This is a genomic window from Streptomyces himastatinicus ATCC 53653, from assembly GCF_000158915.1.
GTDB lineage: Bacteria > Actinomycetota > Actinomycetes > Streptomycetales > Streptomycetaceae > Streptomyces > Streptomyces himastatinicus.
This window is the reverse complement of sequence record NZ_GG657754.1, coordinates 3,211,198-3,227,702: the sequence shown is the minus strand read 5'-3', so window position 1 is coordinate 3,227,702 and position 16,505 is coordinate 3,211,198. Positions and strand designations below refer to the sequence as shown.

General features: G+C 72.0%; 12 protein-coding genes. 9 read left to right on the top strand and 3 right to left on the bottom strand.

Annotation, left to right across the window (positions count from 1 at the left end):
* Nucleotides 1-31: 31 nt before the first annotated feature.
* Complete coding sequence (locus SSOG_RS13025) at nt 32-2,023, top strand: beta-galactosidase (RefSeq protein WP_009714687.1); 1,992 nt, start codon at nt 32-34, stop codon at nt 2,021-2,023.
* Nucleotides 2,024-2,068: 45 nt separating this feature from the next.
* A complete protein-coding gene (locus SSOG_RS13020) occupies nt 2,069-2,773 on the top strand; it encodes a GH12 family glycosyl hydrolase domain-containing protein (RefSeq protein ID WP_009714686.1) in 705 nt (234 codons plus the stop codon).
* 57 nt (nt 2,774-2,830) lie between these two features.
* Here the strand turns inward: SSOG_RS13020 and SSOG_RS13015 are convergent, their stop codons facing one another.
* On the bottom strand, nt 2,831-4,885 hold the full coding sequence (locus tag SSOG_RS13015) for a glycoside hydrolase family 31 protein (RefSeq protein ID WP_009714685.1): 2,055 nt from the start codon (nt 4,883-4,885) through the stop codon (nt 2,831-2,833).
* A gap of 114 nt (nt 4,886-4,999) precedes the next feature.
* Complete coding sequence (locus tag SSOG_RS13010; protein ID WP_009714684.1) at nt 5,000-6,007, bottom strand: LacI family DNA-binding transcriptional regulator; 1,008 nt, start codon at nt 6,005-6,007, stop codon at nt 5,000-5,002.
* Between the two features lie 223 nt (nt 6,008-6,230).
* Between SSOG_RS13010 and SSOG_RS13005 the strand changes: the two genes are divergently transcribed.
* The 7 genes from SSOG_RS13005 (at nt 6,231) to SSOG_RS12975 (ending at nt 15,495) form a co-directional block, all read left to right on the top strand.
* A complete protein-coding gene (locus SSOG_RS13005) occupies nt 6,231-8,165 on the top strand; it encodes an acyl-CoA dehydrogenase family protein (RefSeq protein WP_009714683.1) in 1,935 nt (644 codons plus the stop codon).
* An 81-nt stretch (nt 8,166-8,246) separates the two neighbouring features.
* Nucleotides 8,247-9,512 carry a 1-deoxy-D-xylulose-5-phosphate reductoisomerase gene (gene dxr, locus SSOG_RS13000; RefSeq protein WP_009714682.1) on the top strand — a complete coding sequence of 422 codons (1,266 nt, stop codon included), beginning with the start codon at nt 8,247-8,249 and terminating at the stop codon, nt 9,510-9,512.
* Nucleotides 9,509-10,810: a M50 family metallopeptidase gene (locus SSOG_RS12995; RefSeq protein WP_009714681.1), complete on the top strand. Its 1,302-nt coding sequence runs from the start codon at nt 9,509-9,511 to the stop codon at nt 10,808-10,810. The genes dxr and SSOG_RS12995 overlap by 4 nt, the downstream gene beginning before the upstream one ends.
* Nucleotides 10,811-10,950: 140 nt before the next feature.
* Entirely contained in the window at nt 10,951-12,108 is a 1,158-nt protein-coding gene (gene ispG / locus SSOG_RS12990) for a flavodoxin-dependent (E)-4-hydroxy-3-methylbut-2-enyl-diphosphate synthase (RefSeq protein ID WP_009714680.1), read from the top strand.
* Nucleotides 12,109-12,255: 147 nt separating this feature from the next.
* The gene (locus SSOG_RS12985; RefSeq protein ID WP_009714679.1) at nt 12,256-13,101 is read left to right on the top strand and encodes a GNAT family N-acetyltransferase; all 846 of its coding nucleotides are present in this window, start codon (nt 12,256-12,258) and stop codon (nt 13,099-13,101) included.
* A 30-nt stretch (nt 13,102-13,131) separates the two neighbouring features.
* Complete coding sequence (locus tag SSOG_RS12980) at nt 13,132-13,701, top strand: GNAT family N-acetyltransferase (protein ID WP_050799848.1); 570 nt, start codon at nt 13,132-13,134, stop codon at nt 13,699-13,701.
* A gap of 84 nt (nt 13,702-13,785) precedes the next feature.
* Nucleotides 13,786-15,495, top strand: a complete 1,710-nt coding sequence (locus tag SSOG_RS12975; protein WP_009714677.1) for a proline--tRNA ligase — start codon at nt 13,786-13,788, stop codon at nt 15,493-15,495.
* 396 nt (nt 15,496-15,891) lie between these two features.
* Here SSOG_RS12975 and SSOG_RS12970 read toward each other — a convergent pair.
* Nucleotides 15,892-16,505: aminoglycoside phosphotransferase family protein (locus SSOG_RS12970; RefSeq protein ID WP_063631562.1), on the bottom strand; the 614-nt coding region annotated here is incomplete at its 5' end.

Sequence of the window (16,505 nt, the reverse complement as noted above, 5' to 3'; positions counted from 1 at the left end):
GTATCGCCGGTCCCGACCCGAAAGAGCAGGTATGCCCGACCTGAACGACGCCACCCGCGGCCGCATCCTCTACGGCGCCGACTACAACCCCGAGCAATGGCCCGAGAGCGTCTGGCACGACGACATCCGGCTGATGCGCGAGGCGGGCGTCACCACCGTCACGGTCGGCGTCTTCTCCTGGGCGATGCTCGAACCCCGCCCAGGGGCCCGCGAGTTCGACTGGCTCGACCGGGTCCTGGACCTGCTCCACCAGGGCGGCATCGAGGTGTGCCTGGCCACCCCGACCGCCTCCCCGCCGCCCTGGATGGGCGCCCGCCACCCTGAGACCCTGCCGCGCGACGAGACCGGCGGAGTCGTCTGGTACGGCTCGCGGAACCAGTTCTGCGCCTCGTCCCCCGTCTACCGCGACTACGCGCTGCGGATCACCGAGGACCTGGCCGACCGCTACGGCGGCCACCCCGCCCTGCGGATGTGGCACGTGGGCAACGAGTACGGCACCCACTGCTGGTGCGACACCACCGCCGCCCACTTCCGCCGATGGTTACGCGCCAAGTACGGCCGCCTCGACGCGCTCAACGAGGCGTGGGGGACCGCCTTCTGGAGCCAGCGCTACGACTCCTGGGAGGAGATCATTCCGCCACGCCGGGCCCAGTACCTGGGCAACCCCGCCCAGGCGCTGGACTTCCGCCGCTTCACCAGCGACGCGCTGCTGGAGTGCTTCACCGCCGAGCGCGACGCGCTGGCCGCGCGCACCCCGCACATCCCGGTGACCACCAACTTCATGCCGCTGTTCATCGGCCAGGACGGCTGGGCCTGGGCCGCCGAGGAGGACGTCGTCTCCGTCGACGTCTATCCCGACCCCAAGGATCCGCACGGCGGCGCCTACGGAGCGATGATCCACGACCTGACGCGCTCCCAGGCGGGCGGGCCGTGGGTGCTGATGGAACAGGCCGCGGGCCCGGTCAACTGGCGCGGCGTCAACCACCCCAAGCCGCACGGCCTGATGCGGCTGTGGTCGCTCCAGGCCGTCGCCCGCGGCGCTGACGGCGTCTGCTTCTTCCAGTGGCGGCAGTCCCGGCAGGGCAGCGAGAAGTTCCACTCCGGCATGGTCCCTCACTCCGGGGAGCACAGCCGCACGTATCGCCAGGTGCGCGAACTCGGCGCCGCCCTGCGCGAGCTGGGCGGCGCCACGGGCACCGACGTCCCCGCCCGGGCCGCCATCCTGCACGACTGGCACGCCTGGTGGGCGAGCGTCCAGGACGGCCGTCCCTCCTCCCGGCTCCACTACGAGCAGGTGCTGCGCGCCTGGCACCAGGCCCTGTGGGAGCGGAACCTCACCACCGACTTCGCCCATCCGCACGCCGACCTCGCCGACTACGCCCTGATCGCCGTCCCGCATCTGTATCTGCTGACCGACGAGGCGCTGGAGAACCTGGCCGGTTACGTCCGCGGCGGCGGCACCCTCGTCTGCGGCTTCTTCACCGGCGTCGCCGACGAGGACGACCGGGTCCGCCCCGGCGGAGTCGACCAGCGGCTGCGCGACATCCTGGGCCTGCGGACGGTCCACGAGTGGTGGCCGCTGGACGAGGGCGAGACCGTGACCGCCGAGAGCCCCTGGCTCGGCCCGTTCACCGGCACCCTCTGGTCCGAGGACCTGGAGACGGCCACCGCCGAACGGGTCGCCCGGATCAAGGGCGGTGAACTGGACGGCCTGCCCGCCGTCACCCGCAACGCCTATGGCGACGGCACCGCCTGGTACGTCTCCACCCTCCCCGAACCCGCCGCCCTGCGCGCCCTGCTGGGCCGCGCCGCCGACGAGGCCGGGGTGTCACCGCCGCTGCCCGGCATCCCCGAGGGCGTCGAGGCCGTACTCCGCGGCGACCTCCTCTTCCTCCTCAACCACGGCCGCTCCCCGGCGGTCGTCCCCCTCCCGTCCGCGCGCACCGATCTGCTGACCGGCCGCGCGTACGACACCCAGGTCAGGCTGGACCGCTTCGCGGTCGTGGCCCTGGCACCGCTCTGACGCCATACATCCCCGGAATCCCCCCACCCGAAAGGAATCGGCATCGTGCCAAGACGAGCCGTGCGTTCGCTTCTCCTGACGCCGTTACTGGCGCTCCTCGCCGTGGTCGGCTTCGCCGCCGCTCCCGCCCAGGCCGCCACCTGGTCCTCCTCCGACCAGTGGGGCAACTGGTCCACCGGCGGCTACACGCTCTACAACAACATCTGGGGCTCCGGCGCGGGCTCCCAGACCATCTGGGCCAACTCCGCCAGTGACTGGGGGGTGTGGGCCAACCACCCCAACACCGGTGGCATCAAGTCCTACCCCAACGCCAAGAAGGTCGTCGGCAAGAAGATCAGCGCCATCAACAGCCTCACCAGCAACTACAGCGTGACGGTCCCGTCCTCCGGCGCGTACAACACCTCGTACGACATCTGGGACAGCAACTACGACTACGAGATCATGCTGTGGGTCAACAAGACCGGCGCGGTCGGCCCCCTCGGCACCTCCCAGGGCAGCGTCACCCTCGGCGGCCACAGCTGGACCGTCTACAAAGGCAGCAACGGCGCCAACGAGGTCTTCTCCTTCATCCGCAGCTCCAACTCCAGCTCCGGCACGGTGGACATCAAGCCCATCGTGAACTGGATCAAGAACACCAAGGGCTGGTTCGGCGATGTGACCATCGGTGACGTCCAGTTCGGTTACGAGATCACCTCGTCGGCCGGCGGCCTGGACTTCCGCACCAAGAGCTTCGGCGTCAGCGCCGGCTGAGGCCCGCCTACCGCCGCCGCTCCCCATGGCGGCGGCGGTACGCGCCCCCTCCAGCGGTCAGTCCCGCACCGGCAGCCGGGCGCCGTCCCGCAGGAACAGCGGGATGCGGTCCAGGGGAGCGGGGACGGTCACCGCCCGCCCGCCGTCGTACTCCTCGCCCGTCCAGGCGTCCGTCCAGCGCGCGCCCGCCGGGAGGTACGCCGTCCGCTCGACCTCGCCCGGTTCCAGGACCGGGGCGACCAGGAGGTCCGGGCCCAGCAGGTAGGAGTCGGCGATGTCCCAGGCGGCCGGGTCGTCGGGGAACTCCAGGAAGAGCGGGCGCAGCGGCGGCAGGCCCTCCTCATGGGCGGTGCGCATCTGCTCCAGCAGATACGGCTTCAGCCGCTCGCGCAGCCGCAGATACGCGGCCAGGATCTGCTCGGCCTCCTCGCCGTACGACCACACCTCGTTCGGGCCGCCGGTCATCTGCGGGCCCAGCGGCAGCCCCGGGGCGCGGTAGCCGTGCAGCCGCATCACCGGGGACAGCGCGCCGAACTGGAACCAGCGGATCAGCACCTCGCGGTAGGCCGGGTCGTCCGGGTCGCCGCCGTGGAAGCCGCCGATGTCGGTGTTCCACCACGGGATGCCGGACAGCGCCACATTGAGCCCGGCGGCGATCTGGCGGCGCAGGGTCGGGAAGTCGGTGCCGATGTCGCCGGACCACAGGACGGCGCCGTAGGCCTGGCTGCCCGCCCAGGCCGAGCGGATGAGGGTGACGACGTCCTCCTCGCCCGCCGCCCGCATCCCGTCGTACAGCGCGCGGGCGTTCTCGCGCGGGTAGAGGTTGCCGACCTCGAGACCGGGGCCCGCGTGGTAGCGCAGGTTCGCGGAGAAGCCGGGCTTCAGCTCGGGCTCGCAGGCGTCCAGCCAGAAGGAGCGGATGCCGTACGGCTCCAGATAGTTCTGCCGCACCCGGGACCAGACGAACTCCCGCGCCCCGGGGTGGGTGGCGTCGTAGAAGGCGACCTGGATCCGCTCGCCCTCCCGCCGGTCGGGCCAGTCGGCGTGCGCCACGGGGCCGTACTCGGAGCCGATCAGGAAGCCGCGCTGCTCCATGGTGGCGTGGTTCTCGCTCAGCGGCGAGACCGACGGCCATACCGACACCATCAGCCGGATGCCCAGCTCGTCCAGCTCCCGCACCATCGCGGCCGGATCGGGCCAGGCCACCGGGTCGAACTTCCAGTCGCCCAGATGCGTCCAGTGGAAGAAGTCGCACACGATGACGGAGATCGGCAGCCCGCGCCGCCGGTGCTCGCGCGCGACGGCCAGCAGCTCTTCCTGGGTGCGGTAGCGCAGCTTGCACTGCCAGAACCCGGCCGCCCACTCGGGCAGCATGGGGGCGCGTCCGGTGACCGCGGTGTAGCGGCGCTGGGCGGTGGCCGGGTCCCCGGCGGTGATCCAGTAGTCGATCTGGCGGGCGCTGTCGGCGACCCAGCGGGTGCCGGTCGCGCCCAGCTCGACGCGCCCGATCGCCGGGTTGTTCCACAGCAGCGTGTAGCCGCGGCTGGAGGTCAGGACGGGGATGGTCACCTCGGAGTTGCGCTGGACGAGGTCGACGACGGCGCCCTTCTGGTCGAGCAGCCCGTGCTGATGCTGCCCCAGCCCGTACAGCTTCTCGCCCTCGTACGCGCGGAAGCGCTGTTCCAGGCGGTGGTAGCCGTTGCCGGTCGCGGTCCGCAGCCGTGGCCCCGGCCACCAGAAGTGGGCGCGCTCCTCGGCCAGCAGCTCCGCGCCGTCCGCGGTCCGCACGAAGCGGATCATGCCGTCGGCGGCGACCTCGGCGGTGAGCGCGCCGTTGGTCAGCGTGGCGTGCCCGTCCGCCACCTCGACGGACGCGGCGGACGGCGGCGGGGCGTCCCGGAGCGCCCCGGGGAGCCCGTCGAGGACGGGTCCGCCGAGCCGGGCGCGCACCCGGATCGCGTCGGGCCCCCACGCTTCGAGCCGTACGGTCTCCTGGCGTCCGCTCCACTCCAGGGCGCCGCCGCGTTCGGCGAAGGTGCCGACGGTGGGGGAGGACTGGGCGAGCGCGGAGGAGACCGATGTGACGGAAGAGGCGGGCGAGGCGGGGATCAGCGGCGACGGGTTCACGGTTGCGCTCCTCGGGGGTGCGGCGGTGAGGGGTCGTACGGCCGGTGCGTACGGGTCGCGGCGTCAGCGGTGCCAGCGGTACCAGCGGTACCAGCCGCGTCAGAACGGCGGCGGGCCCGAGCTGGCCCGAACGGTCAGCTCCGGGGGCAGCAGCGCCACCTGCTCGGAGGCGTCGCCCTGGAGCTTGGCCACCACCAGCTCGACGGCCCGCCGCCCCATCTCCTGCGCGGGGATGGCGACCGAGGTGAGCCGCACGGACGCACTGGTGGCCACCTGGTCGGGGCAGATGGCGACCACCGAGACGTCCTCGGGGACCGCCCGCCCCTGCCGCCGCAACAGGCTCAGCAGCGGATCGATGGCGGCCTCGTTCTGGACGATGAAGCCGGTGGTGCCGGGGCGCTCGTCGAAGATCCGGGACAGGGTGCCGTCCATCGACTCGTAGCTGCCCTCGCACGGGCGGTGCAGCAGCCGCAGCCCCAGCTCGCGGGCGGCCGCGCGCAGCCCGTCCAGGGTCCGCTCGGCGAACCCGGTGTGGCGCTCGTAGACGGCCGCCGCCTCGCCGATCACGGCGATCTCCCGGTGGCCGAGGGCGGCCAGATGCTCCGCGCACAGCGCGCCGGTGGCGGTGAAGTCGAGATCGACGCAGGTCAGGCCGATGGTGTCGGCGGGCAGCCCGATCAGCACGGTGGGCTGGCGGGCCGCGTGCAGCAGCGGCAGCCGCTCGTCCTCCAGCTCGATGTCCATCAGGATCATGGCGTCGGCGAGTCCGCTGCCGGTGACCCGGCGCACCGCCGCGGGGCCCTCCTCGCCGGTGAGCAGCAGCACGTCGTACCCGTGCGCGCGGGCGGTGGTGGCGACCGCGATGGCGACCTCCATCATCACCGGGACGTAGATATCGGTCCGCAGGGGCACCATCAGCGCGATGATGTTGGAGCGGCTGCTGGCGAGGGCGCGGGCTCCGGCGTTCGGGTGGTAGCCCAGCTCCTTGATGGACCGCTCGACGCGCTCCCGGGTGGGCGCCGAGATGGAGCGCTTGCCGCTGAGGACGTAGCTCACCGTGCTGGCGGAGACTCCGGCGTGGCGGGCGACCTCGGCGAGAGTGACCATGCGGGGACTCCGTCCGGCGGGAAGAGGGCAGCGAAGCGCTTCGACGCAGACAGTAGACCTGTCCAGTGTGAGCTGTCCAGAGAGTGTCGAAGCGCTTCACCAGCGCCGCGCCCCCGCTTCACGGCGCCGCACCACTTTGCCGACCCGGCCCGCCGGGGGCACACTGAACAGCGGTACGTGCCGGTAATGTCACGAGATCGTCATTTGCGGCAAGGGAGCACCGATGACCGCATCATCCGTCAGGCCGGTGTCCGAGCGTGAAGCGCGCCAGGTCGCCGAGGCCGCACGCGAACAGGTATGGCACAAGCCGAGCTTCGCCAAGGAGCTGTTCCTCGGCCGCTTCCGCCTCGATCTGATCCATCCGCACCCCGCGCCCGCACCGGACGATGTGCGCCGCGGCGAGGCGTTCCTCGCCAAGCTCCGCGAGTTCTGCGAGACCCGGATCGATCCCGCCCGCATCGAGCGCGAGTCGCAGATCCCCGACGAGACCATCCAGGGCCTCAAGGAGATCGGCGCGCTCGGCATGAAGATCGACACCAAGTACGGCGGCATGGGCCTCACCCAGGTCTACTACAACAAGGCCCTCGCGCTGGCCGGCTCCGTCAGCCCCGCCATCGGCGCGCTGCTCTCCGCCCACCAGTCCATCGGCGTGCCCCAGCCGGTCAAGCTGTTCGGCACCCAGGACCAGAAGGACCGCTTCCTGCCGCGCTGCGCCCGCACCGACATATCGGCCTTCCTGCTCACCGAGCCGGACGTCGGCTCCGACCCGGCGCGGCTCGCCACCACCGCGGTCCCCGACGGGGACGACTACATCCTCGACGGCGTCAAGCTGTGGACCACCAACGGCGTGGTCGCCGACCTCCTCGTCGTCATGGCCCGGGTCCCCAAGTCCGACGGCCACAAGGGCGGGATCAGCGCGTTCATCGTCGAGACGGCCGCCGAGGGTGTCACCGTCGAGAACCGCAACGCCTTCATGGGGCTGCGCGGCATCGAGAACGGGGTGACCCGCTTCCACCGGGTCCGGGTCCCCGCGGCCAACCGCATCGGCCCCGAGGGCGCCGGTCTCAAGATCGCGCTGACCACGCTCAACACCGGGCGGCTCTCGCTGCCCGCGATGTGCGCGGGCGCCGGGAAGTGGTCCCTGAAGATCGCCCGCGAATGGTCGGCGGCCCGTGAGCAGTGGGGCAAGCCGATCGCCCGGCACGAGGCCGTCGGCGCCAAGATCTCCTTCATCGCGGCGACCACCTTCGCGCTGGAGGCGGTCATCGACCTCGCCTCCCAGATGGCCGACGAGGACCGCAACGACATCCGCATCGAGGCGGCGCTCGCCAAGCTCTACGGCAGCGAGATGGCCTGGCTGATGGCCGATGAACTGGTCCAGATCCGCGGCGGCCGCGGCTTCGAGACCGCGGCCTCGCTCGCCGCCCGCGGGGAGCGGGCGGTGCCCGCCGAGCAGATGCTCCGCGACATGCGCATCAACCGGATCTTCGAGGGCTCCACCGAGATCATGCACCTGCTGATCGCCCGGGAGGCCGTGGACGCGCACCTGTCGGTGGCGGGCGACCTCATCGACCCGGACAAGTCCCTGTCGGACAAGGGCAGGGCGGCCGCCAAGGCGGGCGGCTTCTACGCCCGCTGGCTGCCGGGCCTGGTCACCGGCCCCGGCCACCTCCCGCGCGCGTACGCCGAGTTCGCCCCGCCCGGCCACCGGGACCTGTCCCCGCATCTGCGCTACGTCGAGCGCTCGGCGCGCAAGCTCGCCCGGTCGACGTTCTACGCCATGTCCCGCTGGCAGGGCCGGATGGAGACCAAGCAGGGCTTCCTCAGCCGGATCGTGGACATCGGCGCGGAGCTGTTCGCGATGAGCGCCGCCTGTGTGCGCGCCGAGATGCTGCGCAGCCGCGGCGACCACGGCGCCGAGGCGTACCAGCTGGCCGACGTCTTCTGCCGGCAGGCCCGTATCCGCGCCGACGAACTCTTCGGCCGGCTGTGGACCAACACCGACGACCTCGACCGCAAGGTGGTCTCCGGGGTGCTCTCCGGCTCGTACGAGTGGCTGGAGGCGGGCATCCTCGACCCCAGCGGCGAAGGACCGTGGATCGCCGACGCCACCCCCGGGCCCTCGATGAGGGACAACGTCCACCGCCCCGTCCACTGACGCCGCACAGGCGCCGCTCCCGCCGTGCGCGGGGGCGGCGCCGGTTTAGGCGCACGAAGCGGCTGACGCAACAATGGGCAGATGACGGATTCCCTGGCTGACCCGCATCTGCGCCCCCCGGCAGCCCCCGCCGACCCCGGCAGCCCCCGCGACATCGTGATCCTGGGCTCCACCGGATCGATCGGCACCCAGGCCATCGATGTGATCCTGCGCAATCCGGACCGCTTCCGGGTGACCGCCCTGTCCGCCGCGGGCGGGCGGGCCGAGCTGCTCGCCGAGCAGGCCCACCGGCTGAAGGTGGCCACCGTCGCGGTCGCCCGCGAGGACGCGGTGCCCGCGCTGCGCGCGGCGCTGTCCGGGCGGTACGGCGCGGGCGAGTCGCTGCCGGAGATCCTGGCCGGGCCGGACGCGGCCGTCGAGGTGGCCCGCTCCGCGTGCCACACCGTGCTCAACGGCATCACCGGCTCCATCGGCCTCGCGCCGACCCTGGCCGCCCTGGAGGCGGGGCGGATGCTGGCGCTCGCGAACAAGGAATCGCTCATCGTGGGCGGCCCGCTGGTCAAGGCGATCGCCAAGCCCGGCCAGATCATCCCCGTCGACTCCGAGCACTCCGCCCTCTTCCAGGCGCTGCTCGGCGGCACCCGGGCGGAGGTCCGCAAGCTGGTCGTCACCGCGTCCGGGGGCCCCTTCCGCGGACGTACCAAGCAGGAGCTGACGAAGGTCACCCCCGCGGACGCGCTGGCCCACCCCACCTGGGACATGGGGCCGGTGATCACGATCAACTCCGCGACCCTCGTCAACAAGGGGCTGGAGGTCATCGAGGCCCACCTGCTCTACGACATTCCCTTCGAACGGATTGAGGTGGTCGTCCACCCTCAGTCGTATATCCACTCGATGGTTGAATTCACCGATGGCTCGACGCTCGCCCAGGCGAGCCCGCCCGATATGCGGATGGCGATCGCGCTCGGTCTCGGCTGGCCCGAGCGGGTGCCGGACGCCGCCCCCGGCTGCGACTGGACCAGGGCCCACACCTGGGAGTTCTTCCCCCTCGACACCGAGGCGTTCCCCTCGGTCGACCTCGCCCGGCACGTCGGCGGTCTCGGCGGCACCGCCCCGGCCGTCTTCAACGCGGCGAACGAGGAGTGTGTGGACGCCTTCCTCGACCGGAAGCTGCCCTTCAACGGAATTGTCGATACGGTCGCGGAAGTGGTTGCCGAGCACGGCGCCCCCTCCGCGGGAACTCAGCTCACCGTCGCGGACGTCCTCGAAGCCGAGACGTGGGCCCGTGCCCGCGCCCGTGAACTGGCCGCCCGCGCGGCGAAGGCGACCCCGGAGGGTCACGCATGACGACATTGATGACGGTCCTCGGCATAGTCGTATTCGCCGTCGGCCTCGGGATCTCGATCGCCTGGCACGAGCTCGGCCACCTCTCCACGGCCAAGCTCTTCGGCATCCGGGTCCCGCAGTACATGGTCGGCTTCGGGCCGACGATCTTCTCCCGCAAGCGGGGGGAGACCGAGTACGGCATCAAGGCGATCCCGTTCGGCGGCTTCATCCGCATGATCGGGATGTTCCCGCCCGGCGACGACGGCAAGGTCACGCAGCGGTCCACCTCCCCGTGGCGCGGCATGATCGAGGACGCCCGGTCGGCCGCGTACGAGGAGCTCCAGCCCGGCGACGAGACCCGCATGTTCTACACGCGCGCGCCGTGGAAGCGCATGATCGTGATGTTCGCCGGGCCGTTCATGAACCTGGTCCTCGCCGTGGTGATCTTCGTCGGCGTGATGATGAGCTTCGGCGTCAACACCCAGACGACCAGCGTCGGCACCGTCTCCGCCTGTGTGGTCCCGGCCTCGTCCGCGACCGACAAGTGCCCCAAGGACGCCAAGGACTCCCCGGCCAAGGCCGCGGGGCTCCAGCCCCGGGACAAGATCGTCGCCTTCAACGGTCACCGCGTCGCGGACTGGAGCGACCTCCAGCAGGACATCCGCAGGACCACGGGACCCGCGACGATCACCGTCGAGCGGGACGGCGCCCGCAAGACCCTCCACGCCAACCTCATCACCAACAAGGTCGCCAAGTCCGACGGGAACGGCGGCTACGTCCAGGGCCAGTACGTGAGCGCCGGGTTCCTCGGCTTCACCCCGGCCAACGGCGTGGTGAAGCAGTCCCTCGGCCAGTCCGTCGACCGCATGGGCACCATGGTCGAGGACGGCGTCCAGTCCCTGATCGCCCTGCCCGGCAAGGTCCCCGACCTGTGGAACGCGGCCTTCGGGGACGCGCCCCGCAAGGCCGACTCCCCGATGGGCGTCGTCGGCGCCGCCCGGGTCGGCGGCGAGGTCGCCAACCTCGACATCCCGCCCTCGCAGCGCGTCGCGACGATGCTCTTCCTCGTCGCCGGGTTCAACCTCTCGCTGTTCCTGTTCAACATGCTGCCGCTGCTGCCGCTGGACGGCGGTCACATCGCGGGCGCCGCGTGGGAGTCCCTGCGCCGCCGCCTCGCGCGCCTGGTCCGGCGGCCCGACCCCGGTCCGTTCGACGTGGCCAAGATGATGCCGGTCGCCTATGTGATCGCCGGCATCTTCATCTGCTTCACGCTGCTCGTTCTGGTGGCCGACGTGGTGAATCCCGTACGAATTTCGTGATGATGTGACCTGTCCCGAAGTTCGCCTTTAGGTGGACTTCGGGCCCGGAGTGTGCTGGGGCGCCATCCGGTGCCGTAATCTCGGACCCGGAGCCCGCCGATCTCGGGCCACTCAAACACCTTCTTGGGGCTACGAACCAGATGACTGCGATCTCACTCGGAATGCCGTCCGTACCGACCAAGCTCGCCGACCGCCGGGTCAGCCGGAAGATCCAGGTCGGGCCGGTCGCCGTGGGCGGCGACGCACCGATCTCGGTGCAGTCGATGACGACGACGGTGACCGCGGACATCGGGGCGACGCTCCAGCAGATCGCGGAGCTGACGGCCTCGGGCTGCCAGATCGTGCGGGTCGCCTGCCCGTCGCAGGACGATGCCGAGGCGCTGCCCGTGATCGCCAGGAAGTCGCAGATCCCGGTCATCGCGGACATCCACTTCCAGCCGAAGTACGTCTTCGCCGCGATCGACGCCGGCTGTGCTGCCGTGCGGGTGAACCCGGGGAACATCCGGCAGTTCGACGACAAGGTCAAGGAGATCGCGAAGGCGGCCTCGGACGCGGGGACGCCCATCCGCATCGGCGTCAACGCGGGATCGCTGGACAAGCGGCTGCTGGAGAAGTACGGCAAGGCCACGCCCGAGGCGCTGGTGGAGTCGGCCCTGTGGGAGTGCTCGCTGTTCGAGGAGCACGGCTTCCGGGACATCAAGATCTCGGTGAAGCACAACGACCCGGTGGTCATGGTCAACGCCTACCGCCAGCTGGCCGCCCAGTGCGACTACCCGCTCCACCTCGGCGTCACCGAGGCCGGGCCCGCGTTCCAGGGCACGATCAAGTCGTCGGTGGCCTTCGGCGCGCTGCTGAGCGAGGGCATCGGCGACACGATCCGGGTCTCGCTGTCGGCGCCGCCCGCCGAGGAGGTCAAGGTCGGCATCCAGATCCTGGAGTCGCTGAACCTGCGGCAGCGGCGGCTGGAGATCGTCTCGTGCCCGTCGTGCGGGCGCGCCCAGGTCGACGTCTACAAGCTGGCCGACGAGGTCACCGCCGGGCTGGACGGCATGGAGGTCCCGCTGCGGGTCGCCGTGATGGGCTGCGTCGTCAACGGCCCGGGCGAGGCGCGTGAGGCCGACCTCGGTGTGGCGTCCGGCAACGGCAAGGGGCAGATCTTCGTGAAGGGCGAGGTCATCAAGACCGTGCCGGAGTCGAAGATCGTGGAGACCCTGATCGACGAGGCGATGAAGATCGCCGAGCAGATGGAGAAGGACGGCATCGCCTCCGGCGAACCGCAGGTCTCCGTCGGCGGGTGACGGCGGCCGGGGAGGCCGTGCGCCCCGGCGGGGGCACCTCCCGGCGGTAGCCGGGGGAGAGAGCCATATCAGAGGGGGACGGTACAGTGCGGGGAATCGAGTCCCCCTCCGGCCCGCAGGCCCGCAACCGGTGAGGCAAACCGACACGTGCTGACGACGTCCACCACCAGGGTCCTCGAGCCCCAAGAGCTCGACTCGGCCCTCGCGGTGCTCAACCGCGACCCGGTCTCCAACGCCTTCGTCGCCGCCCGCGTCCAGGTCGCCGGCCTGGACCCGTGGCGGCTGGGCGGCGAGATGTGGGGCTGGTACAGCGGCGGACGGCTCGAATCGCTCTGCTACGCCGGGGCCAACCTGGTCCCCATCTGCGCCACCCCCGAGGCCGTGCGCGGCTTCGCGGAGCGCGCCCGCCGGTCCGGGCGGCGCTGCTCCTCGATCGTCGGCCCCGCCGACACCACGGCCGAGCTGTGGTCCCTGCTGGAGCCCAGCTGGGGCCCGGCCCGTGAGGTCCGCGCGCGTCAGCCGCTCATGGTCACCACCTCGATGTCCGCCGACGTCCCGCCCGATCCGCGGGTGCGGCGGGTCCGCAAGGACGAGATGGACGTGATCATGCCCGCGTGCGTGGCGATGTTCACCGAGGAGGTCGGCGTCTCACCGCTCGCGGGCGACGGCGGACTCCTCTACCAGGCGCGGGTCGCCGAACTCGTCGCCGCCGGGCGCTCGTTCGCCCGCGTCGAGAACGGCCGCGTCGTCTTCAAGGCCGAGATCGGCGCCGCCACCCCGCACGCCTGCCAGATCCAGGGCGTCTGGGTCGCCCCCGAATACCGCGGCCGCGGGCTCTCCGAGACCGGTATGGCCGCCGTGCTGGGCTACGCGCTGAACGAGATCGCGCCGGTGGCAAGCCTCTACGTCAACGACTACAACACCGCGGCCCGCGCCGCGTACCGCCGCGTCGGCTTCCAGGAGGTCGGCGCGTTCATGAGCGTGCTGTTCTGATCGCCGGACCGGGACAGTAGGGTGCCGCCCATGCTGGAGATGCCCGGGGAACATCCCCCGGACCCCCGAGGTGTCGTCGTCGGCCCGCTCGACCTCGCCGCACGCGTGGACGATGCGCTGGCCGTGCAGGCCGTGGCCTTCGGGCTGACGGACGAGGAGATCGGCGTACGGCGGCACATCGTGCTGCGCCACCTCACCAGCCCCGGCGCCCGCGCCCTCGGCGCGACCACCCCGGAGGGGCGGCTGGTGGGCTTCGTCTACGGCATGCCCAACGACCGCACCCACTGGTGGTCCACCATCGTCCAGCCCTATCTGCGCGCGGCCGGACACGAGGACTGGCTGGACGACGCCTTCGTCATCACCGAGCTGCACGTCCACCCCGGCTACCAGAACCGCGGCATCGGCCGCCGGCTGATCACCGCCATCACCGACGGCGCCGTGCAGCCGCGCTCGATCCTCTCCGCCATCGACACCGACAGCCCCGCCCGCTGCCTCTACCGTTCGCTGGGCTACCACGACCTGGCCCGCCCGGTGCTCTTCCCGAGCGCCCCGAGCCCGTACGCCGTCATGGGCGCCCCCCTCCCACTGCGGCGCCGCTAGCGTGCGCTTACGGAGCGCATTTCCGGGTTGCGTCCCCGGGCGGCTAACCTCCTGACATCCATCTCGTACGCAGGAGAAGACCCCATGGCCAACGCCGCCCACGTCCAGCGCATGTCCACCTTGATGCTGAAGACGCTGCGCGAAGACCCGGCCGACGCCGAGACCGCCAGCCACAAGCTGCTCGTCCGGGCCGGGTACGTCCGCCGCGCGTCCGCGGGCATCTGGACCTGGCTGCCGGTCGGCAAGAAGGTCCTGGAGAACGTCTCCCGGATCGTGCGCGAGGAGATGGACGCGATCGGCGCCCAGGAGGTGCTGCTGCCCGCGCTGCTCCCCAAGGAGCCGTACGAGGCCAGCGGCCGCTGGGAGGAGTACGGCGATCTGCTGTTCCGGCTCAAGGACCGCAAGGGCGGCGACTACCTCCTCGGCCCCACCCACGAGGAGATCTTCACCCAGACGGTCAAGGACCAGTGCACGTCCTACAAGGACCTGCCGGTGATGCTCTACCAGATCCAGACCAAGTACCGGGACGAGGCCCGGCCGCGCTCGGGCGTGCTGCGCGGCCGCGAGTTCCAGATGAAGGACTCGTACTCCTTCGACACCAGCGACGAGGGCCTGGCCGAGTCCTACCGGCTGCACCGCGAGGCGTACCAGCGCATCTTCGAGCGCCTGGGCCTCGACTACCGCATCGTCTCGGCCGTCTCCGGCGCGATGGGCGGCTCCGCCTCCGAGGAGTTCCTGGCCCCCGCTGCGGCCGGTGAGGACACCTTCGTGGACTGCCCGAACTGCGACTACGCGGCCAACACGGAGGCGGTCACCACCGCCGTCCCGGCCGTCGAGGGCGCCGAGCACGGGCCGGTCGAGGAGCTGGACACCCCCGACACCCCCACCATCGAGACCCTCGCCGAGCACCTGGGCGTCCCGGCCTCCGCCACCCTCAAGAACCTGCTGATCAAGGTCGACGGCGAGATCACCGCGGTGGGCGTCCCCGGCGACCGCGAGGTCGACCTCGGCAAGCTGGGCGAGCACCTGGCCCCGGCCGAGATCGAGCTGGTCACCGCCGAGGACTTCGAGGGCCGCCCCGACCTGGTCCGCGGCTACGTCGGCCCGCAGGGCCTGGCGGGCAAGTCCTTCCGCTACATCGCCGACCCGCGGGTCGCCCCCGGCACCGCCTGGGTCACCGGTGCCAACAAGCCGGACACCCACGCCCGCAACGTGGTCTGCGGCCGCGACTTCGAGGTCGACGACTACCTGGACGTGGTCGTCGTCGAGCCCGGCGACCCCTGCCCCCAGTGCGGTACGGGCATCGCGCTCGACCGGGCCATCGAGATCGGCCACATCTTCCAGCTCGGCCGCAAGTACGCCGACACCTTCCAGCTCGACGTGCTCGGCCAGAACGGCAAGCCGGTGCGGGTCACCATGGGCTCGTACGGCATCGGCGTCTCCCGCGTGGTCGCCGCCCTCGCCGAGCAGACCTTCGACGACTCCGGCCTCTGCTGGCCCCGCGAGGTCGCCCCGGCGGACGTCCACATCGTCGCGGCGGGCAAGGCCCTCCAGACCGAGCTGGCCTTGGACCTCGCCGAGAAGCTGGGCACGGCGGGCGTCCGGGTCATGGTCGACGACCGCGCAGGCGTCTCCCCGGGCGTGAAGTTCACCGACGCGGAGCTGATCGGCGTCCCCACGATCCTGGTCGTCGGCCGCGGCGCGAAGGACGGCGTGGTCGAACTCAAGGACCGCCGCACCGGCGACCGCGAGGAACTCCCGATCGACGAGGCCCTGTCCCGCCTCACCTCCTGACCCAGGCGCACCCCCGCCCCACCGGGCGGGGGCCTACGCCCCCTGGCCGGGCGATGGGCTTGGGGCTTGGGGCCTTCCGGGATTCTGTCCCGTTCCTCAACGGGTGCTGCCGCCGTGCCGGATCGAGGCCGCGGCCCCGCCCACGCCAGGGGCTCGGCCCTGTTCCCGCCGGGGCCCGGCCTGAGACGGGCCTCTGCCTCAGCCCGGGACCGGGGGACTGCCGTCCGCCCCGCGTCGGGCGCTCCGGAGCCGAGCTCCCGTCCCGCTGGGCGGGGGCTTCGCCGTTGCCTCCATCGTGCCCAGGGGGGCTCGGCCCGCGCCGGGAGCCCCGCGAGGGGCCCGGGGTGTCGGGGGCCAGGGGCGGAGCCCATGGTTCGGGAAGGGGCGGGGTGGGGGCTACAGCCAGCCCGCGAACTCCAGCAGCAGCTCGGCCCGGCGCCGGTCACCGGCGGCCCCGTGGCGCAGGCCCGTCTCCACGGCGCGGAAGAGGGACCAGCCGCGCAGCCGGTCGCGGTCGACGTCCAGCGAGTCGGCCAGCTTGGCGATCCGGCGCCGCGCGGCCGCGGCCGGGCCGGGGCCCGCGGCCAGGTCCTCGCAGCGGTCGAGGACCAGCCGCGCCAGGTCGTACGCGCGCTCCCCGACGACCGGCCGCGGCCCCACCGCGAGCCAGGGCGTCCGCTCCCCGGCCAGCACCTTGCCCTGCCGGAAGTCGCCGTGCAGCAGCACCCGTTCGGGCGGCTGCGCGGTCAGGCCGGACCGCAGTTCCAGGGCCTCGTCGGCGAGCGGGCGTACGTCGGCCGCCCAGGCCCCCGAGGCGAGCGTCGGCAGCGCCTCGGCGGCCGCCCCCGTCCGCTCCCCGACGGTGCCGAACGAGTCGGCGGGCGGCGGCACCCACAGCCGCCGTACCGTGCCCGCCGCCTCCAGCAGCGCTTTCGCCTCGGGCAGCGAGCGCAGCGACACGGCGGACTGGAGCCGCTCGATCAGCAGCGCGCCGTCCTCCGGGGAGGCGC